At 44.2% G+C, this 6,063-nt stretch carries 12 protein-coding genes; all 12 read left to right on the plus strand.

Going from position 1 to position 6,063, the window contains the following annotated elements; genetic code table 11:
* Positions 1-466: amidoligase family protein (locus tag V757_RS28700; protein WP_036694815.1), on the plus strand; the 466-nt coding region annotated here is incomplete at its 5' end.
* Positions 467-904: 438 nt separating this feature from the next.
* Entirely contained in the window at positions 905-1,570 is a 666-nt protein-coding gene (locus V757_RS28515; protein WP_147628884.1) for a hypothetical protein, read from the plus strand.
* A gap of 10 nt (positions 1,571-1,580) precedes the next feature.
* Positions 1,581-1,805, plus strand: coding sequence for a hypothetical protein (locus V757_RS26690; RefSeq protein WP_023953258.1), 225 nt, complete (start codon positions 1,581-1,583; stop codon positions 1,803-1,805).
* Between the two features lie 362 nt (positions 1,806-2,167).
* A complete protein-coding gene (locus V757_RS26700) occupies positions 2,168-2,602 on the plus strand; it encodes an antirestriction protein (protein ID WP_023953262.1) in 435 nt (144 codons plus the stop codon).
* A gap of 84 nt (positions 2,603-2,686) precedes the next feature.
* The gene (locus V757_RS26705; RefSeq protein ID WP_023953264.1) at positions 2,687-3,076 is read left to right on the plus strand and encodes a hypothetical protein; all 390 of its coding nucleotides are present in this window, start codon (positions 2,687-2,689) and stop codon (positions 3,074-3,076) included.
* Positions 3,077-3,591: 515 nt separating this feature from the next.
* The gene (locus V757_RS26715) at positions 3,592-3,783 is read left to right on the plus strand and encodes a helix-turn-helix transcriptional regulator (RefSeq protein WP_023953268.1); all 192 of its coding nucleotides are present in this window, start codon (positions 3,592-3,594) and stop codon (positions 3,781-3,783) included.
* Positions 3,784-3,803: 20 nt separating this feature from the next.
* Positions 3,804-4,004: an HNH endonuclease signature motif containing protein gene (locus tag V757_RS26720; protein WP_023953271.1), complete on the plus strand. Its 201-nt coding sequence runs from the start codon at positions 3,804-3,806 to the stop codon at positions 4,002-4,004.
* Positions 4,001-4,255 carry a hypothetical protein gene (locus tag V757_RS26725; RefSeq protein WP_023953273.1) on the plus strand — a complete coding sequence of 85 codons (255 nt, stop codon included), beginning with the start codon at positions 4,001-4,003 and terminating at the stop codon, positions 4,253-4,255. The genes V757_RS26720 and V757_RS26725 overlap by 4 nt, the downstream gene beginning before the upstream one ends.
* A gap of 144 nt (positions 4,256-4,399) precedes the next feature.
* Entirely contained in the window at positions 4,400-4,543 is a 144-nt protein-coding gene (locus V757_RS28520) for a hypothetical protein (protein ID WP_023953275.1), read from the plus strand.
* A 20-nt stretch (positions 4,544-4,563) separates the two neighbouring features.
* Entirely contained in the window at positions 4,564-5,103 is a 540-nt protein-coding gene (locus V757_RS26730; RefSeq protein WP_023953277.1) for a hypothetical protein, read from the plus strand.
* Positions 5,087-5,452: a hypothetical protein gene (locus tag V757_RS26735; protein WP_023953279.1), complete on the plus strand. Its 366-nt coding sequence runs from the start codon at positions 5,087-5,089 to the stop codon at positions 5,450-5,452. The genes V757_RS26730 and V757_RS26735 overlap by 17 nt, the downstream gene beginning before the upstream one ends.
* Before the next feature lie 75 nt (positions 5,453-5,527).
* A partial coding sequence (locus V757_RS26740; protein ID WP_147628885.1) for a 3'-5' exonuclease family protein occupies positions 5,528-6,063 on the plus strand: 536 nt, incomplete at its 3' end.

Raw genomic sequence — 6,063 nt, forward strand, 5'->3', positions numbered from 1 at the left:
TCAGTCAGTAACGCACAATATGACCTTTACGCAGTACATCAAACAAAAAGCGGTTATAGGTACGTTTCTTTATGCTGGGGACCGTTACAAAGCGTTGAACTTTGAGAACGCTGATACTATTGAGTTCCGACTCTTCAGGGGAACAACCAAATTCAGCACGGTGATGGCAACGTTAGAGTTCGTAAACGCCCTATATTTCTACGCCAAGCAATCAAGTTGGCAACAGCTAACGGTTGAGGACTTTTTGGCATGGGTTAATGATGTCAAACAAGAGAAGTTCACACGTTACCTACGCCCTTACATCGTAGAGCGTGATGCAGGCGACGCTACCACTACCGCACACAAACCAACCAAAGTGAGCAGTGCAAACACCGCTAGTGATGAGACACCTAAGAAGAAAGAGAAACGAGCGAAAGCTCCTCGAGTAATCTACGGACGCTTTGCCCCTGACCGTGTAGCTGCGTAAGGCAGTATCACACTATAAATAGACCATTTAACAAATGAAAGGATTAAAATTATGTGTTTATTAATTACACAATTAGCCACTGCCCCATCCATACCAGACCATTGGCTGGAGGATTTTTATTCATACAACCCAGACGGCGCTGGGGTCATGTACGTCGAGGACGGACGCTTACAAGTCCATAAAGTCGTGCCTACGTGTGCCGAAGATTTTATTAAGCTATTTAGAGACCATGCCGATGGGCGCGAGTGTGCCATCCACTTGCGTTGGCGCACCCATGGCGACATTAATAATGAGAACACCCATCCATATGAGGTGTTCGGAGAAGACCACAAAGACGGTGCGCTGTGGATGATGCACAACGGCGTGCTAGCAACTGGCAATGCGATGGACACCACCAAATCAGACACGTGGCACTTTATCCGTGACTACTTACGACCGATGCTGGAACACGACCGACGCATCCTCTTCACCTACCAATTCCAAGAGATGCTGGGCAAGTTCATTGGCAACAATCGATTTACCTTTTTGGACGCCTCAGGTCAGATGGTAACTATTAACGAGGAGCAAGGCGTACGATGGGGTGGACGCTGGATGAGTAACACGTACGCATGGAGTGCCCCATTGCACCTTGAGACTAACGGAGCCTTAAAGACTACGACTACGCCACTTATAGAGACTATCGCAGAGATAGACCTAGCTGAAATACCAGAGCGTCCTACGTATGGTGTCACAGGTGACCCCACGCAATCATGGCGATGGAGTGACACCGTAGGGGCAAACACCTACGGCTATGAGGATGGGTATGCGGACTACGTATATACCCAAGCTGAAGTCTTACATGAGGAGATTGGAGAGCTAGGGTTAAGTGTGGCATTTAAGCAGCTTGATGAGAACGTTATATCGGATGCTATTACCTACTACGGCGAGGATGTGCTATGGGAGCTCATCTACCAAGCACATGATGGGTATATCACTGAGCAAGAATTAGTCAACACACTGAGCGACACCGATGCACTATATGCAGCGGTTGACGGAATGGAGAATGATTATTACGACGAGCATAGCGACTTTGTCGCCAACAGCCAGTACGTATCACATTACTAGGAGTATAGCAATGAGTAATAGAAAGCAGTACGACGTGAGTATCACGTTGGTATGGCATGCAGAAAAAGTAACGTCTGTATATGCCAGCAATGAGCAAGAAGCTAAACAGCTAGCCATGGATAAATTAGTGGCGGAGAGTAAAACCAATCCAGACTTTTTTATCTATGGAGAGCTAGAAGCGGATGTAAACGAGATTGAAGAAGTACCAGCCAACACGGAGCAAACAAATGGATGAACTATACAACTTAAAGCGATTGTTAAAGGCTATTGTTAACGATAAGCAGATTGTAATCGCCCTAGGCGAGACCAATGCGGACAAACTGCGCAAATATATAACGCACCTAGACACACATTGGTACCCACCAGGTGAATCCTTACGAGGGATGCATTATAGAGTAAGCAGTATGGACGGACTGGAAAGAGTGACAGATGACGATGTAGCATCATGCTTAGATTATATCCACGAGAAGCGGGAGCTGAGCGACTACGACATGTCCGATTACATTTGGGAGTGGGCAGAGAACCGCAGAGCTGCTGCTGAGGATGCCGCTATGGAGTGGAAACGTGAACAATTAATGATACCTTAAAGGAGGTATTATGATGCAGATAGAAAGACCAACCCTAATACTAGATGACAACGGCTACGAGGTCGAGGAAGACCTCATTGATGAGATGGCACGCTATGCTTTAAGCGTCATTTGGCGATATGTAGACCTTGACATTTATGAGGGGGAACACCCCCCTACCCGACTGTTAAAGGTGCGACGCACGCCAGATGGTTACCCTTATCTGGAGCCTATGCCAGCAGAGCTTAAGTGGCAATGGCGAAATACTGAGAACTACAGTAATGACATTGTCACTGGCGGAGCATTGGGTATTATTGCAACGCTATACGCATGCAGTCATTTGTCGTTCGCATATTACGATACGGATGAGGCTAGAGCACAACGGTTTAGTGAGATGTACCAAGCCGTCTATGAATTAGCTATACATCACGCAGAAGCTACAGCTATCGCCTTAGCTATTGATTAGATTTTACGTAAAGCTACAATCTGTATTGTAGGCTACCATTGATGTGATATATAATTTGTTGTTAACTAACCTTTAGGAGGGCTTATGCCAACGTACCAATACGGACGCTTAAAATTGTCAGAGAGCGAACGCCTACCTGACTGGAAACCAAAGCCTAGAATGCGATTTTATACCCTTAACATGCTTAATCAGCGATTAGGTACACGGTACAAGTCGACCGACATCAAAAAGCTAGAAGCTGATTTGCAGATAAGTATTATTGGCGAGCTAGAATTTGGTCGTAGCACCATGTTATTGCTAGATGGAGAGGATGTTGAGCGTGTTATTGCGCTTAACGACAAGACTTCCAAAGAATCGTTTAGGGATATGAGTTTTTCTGCCGCTCAAGTACTTAACGATATGAAAGCATCAATGGCAGCTATGAAAGAAGAGCTAGACGTACTGCGCGCCGAGCTAGCAAAGCGTGATGAGTAAGATTCGTCGGGATGTCGATGACCTAACAGGTCAACGATTTGGGGACTTAACCGCTGAGGAATATCTGGGTGGCAATGTGTGGCGCTGGCGCTGCACTTGTGGCAAGCATCGCGACGCTAGAGCATCCTACGTAAAAGCTGGTCGTACCACTAAGTGTATGACATGTGCGAAGTCTGGCAATCGAAGGACAAGGGACACTAAATATTTCATCGGGGAAGTTGTAGGTAAGCTAACCATTATCGATAAAGACCTTGGTGGCTTGTGGACGTGCCTCTGTGCTTGTGGGCTTACTACTACACTTACAACTGGGCAGTTAGCATACAGGCGCCAGTGCTATTTTTGCGACGAAGTCGACAAGTTACTACAAGACAATTTGTTGTAATCCTACAAACTACATAGGTTGGATTTTAATAAAATCCTATTGACAATAATCTATGCATTGTGTAGGATTTTATTTAACTGATAAACATCACACGTAACCATATCCTTATAGGATATCTTAAAAAGGACTTAAAATGAGAGAACTTTTAACCGTCTATGAGGTGTGCACCCTCTTTAAAGTTGCACGTTCAACAATTTACCGATGGATTAGCTTAGGTAAATTCCCTCCCCCTATTCATTTGGGGGTTAACACAACAAGGTGGTTTGCTGATGAAGTAGCTGCCGTTTTAAATGGAACATATCATGCCCCAACGACCAGAGGATAGAGACTATAAGAAAAGAATATTTGCGGGACCACTCATCTCCTGCGCAACGTAAAGCACGCTCAAATCGTGTGCTGGCTCGACGCAAAATGGAGAAAGAGCTAGGTAAGGCAGCACTTCGTGGGAAAGATGTAGACCACATTGTGCCGTTAAGTAAAGGTGGCACTAATGCTAGAAGTAACTTACGAGTAACCAGTATCAAATTTAATCGAGGTAGAAAATGAGCGTTTTGAACGAACGACAAGTGCGAGCCAAGGTTGCCAAATGGGTGGCGACTGAAGGGATTAAAACACTAGTTGACCGTTATGGGGTCACAGAGTCCTACGTTAAAGAGATTGGTAATCAAGTGCGTAAGCCACCAAAATGGGCGCTAGATGCGTGCGGTATCAAACGTGTCGAGCGAAGAGTATCAACCATATCATATATAGGAGAAGTAGATGGGGATGAGGTACAAAACGACCGTGAACTCCGTTAGCGAAATGCTGAATTTGGCGATAGCAGAACGCACAAGAATTGCAACATTTGCCGCGCTAAACTCAGCCACTACGGTACATCTAATTAGCAGTGACGGTAAGAAGCATGTGACGTTACAAATATCAACCCTTTTAAATTAACCATTATGATCATTAATCCTACACAAGAAGAGCTTGATGAATTAGAACGTAAAGTTGCGGAGCTAAAAGAATCCGTAGCACTGTTCGAGCAAACCGTAGCCACACTAAAAGCCACTTTGGCTAAACAACAATTAACAAACAACCAATAATTAATAAGGACTTATTAACTATGAGTAAATTTTCAGATGCATTTGAGAAATTAATAGAAACCACCATTAAAGATTTATCTGCAACAGCTATGGATGGTGAGATAAATACAACCACTATTGCGCCTATATTAGATAAGCTCCAGGCTGAGACTGGCGAACTATCTGCCATGCTTGCAGACGATAAGAATGATGCTAAATACCTTATAGATATTATGGTAATAAATGAATTCTTAACATTCTTTGGGGCTATAGCGATGGCGACCGACCTTGCTGGTGTCGCATGTTTTAATAACCGTCGTCGTGAGATATCACACAAAATACCAACTGATGATGAAATTCTAGAGGAATGCGAGAATACCGTCTTCAATGCCAAAACACAGTTAGGTTCGATTTTCAAAACCTACTCTTCCCTACTAGAGATGCGCATGGACAATAATGCTGCCCACTCAGTGTTTATGGAGTTTTTCAAACTTCGTTATAAACAAGCAGCGAAAGCAGTTGCTTTTATGAATACTCCAAAAATCGTAACTCCTGGTGGCGGCAATGGCAATATCCACTAACTATGCTAGTGCGTATTTAGAACTCAGAGACAAATTTAGTAACTATGGCATTGACCTACCAGACTGGTGGTCTTTGCCTGCTGAATTACGCACGCTTTTTGAACAGAAACCTATAACTATGGACAGACACATATTACATACTTCCTATCGTATGGGTACCCCCATTATTGATGGATTGACTAAGGATACTGTACGTATTATGCCTAGCCCCCAACATAGCCACTTGATTGATATAAGTATTGCTCGTGGGGATACCGCAGAAGCTGCAGGTACTGTATTAACAACCGCTGAAGCGTGGGAAATGATTGTCATGCTTGAGCAAGCCATTGATATGTTGGATAAGAAATGACCCCTATCAACAATCCGAAAATTGTCGTATTAGATTTTGAGACCTATTACGACAGAGACTACTCATTGATCAAAAATGACCACCCAAGAATATATCCAGTCGCCTCAGTTTGAGGTGATTGGCATGGGCATTAAGATAGATGACAACCCTGTTGGGTGGTTCGAGGGTAAACAGTATGCCAAAGCGATGCTACAAGACATCGCCGACAGTGGCAATAATTATGTCTTAGTGTGCCATAACACCCTGTTTGACTATTCCATCATCACGCATCACTTCCCTTTCTTTAAGCCATCTAAAGTCTTTTGTACGATGTCTATGGCAAGAAGCTTAGGGATAGACCAAAAGCTAGGCGCGTCATTATCGAAGTTAGCGACGTACTTACAAGAGCAAGGCATAGCTGTGCCAGATAAAGGCAATGAAGTAGTGATGGCATTAGGTAAGCGTCTAGCCGACTTTACAGAAGCAGACTTAGCTGCCTATGGGCAGTATTGTAAAACCGACGTAGCGATATGCCATACCGCCTTTCATGCCATGTTTAAGTTGTTGCCACTAGCTGAGTATGCGTGGCAAGACATTGTCATTCGTATGCACGCTGAGCCTACGTTACGACT

This window comes from Pelistega indica (assembly GCF_000506865.1).
GTDB classification, from domain to species: Bacteria; Pseudomonadota; Gammaproteobacteria; order Burkholderiales; family Burkholderiaceae_B; genus Taylorella; species Taylorella indica.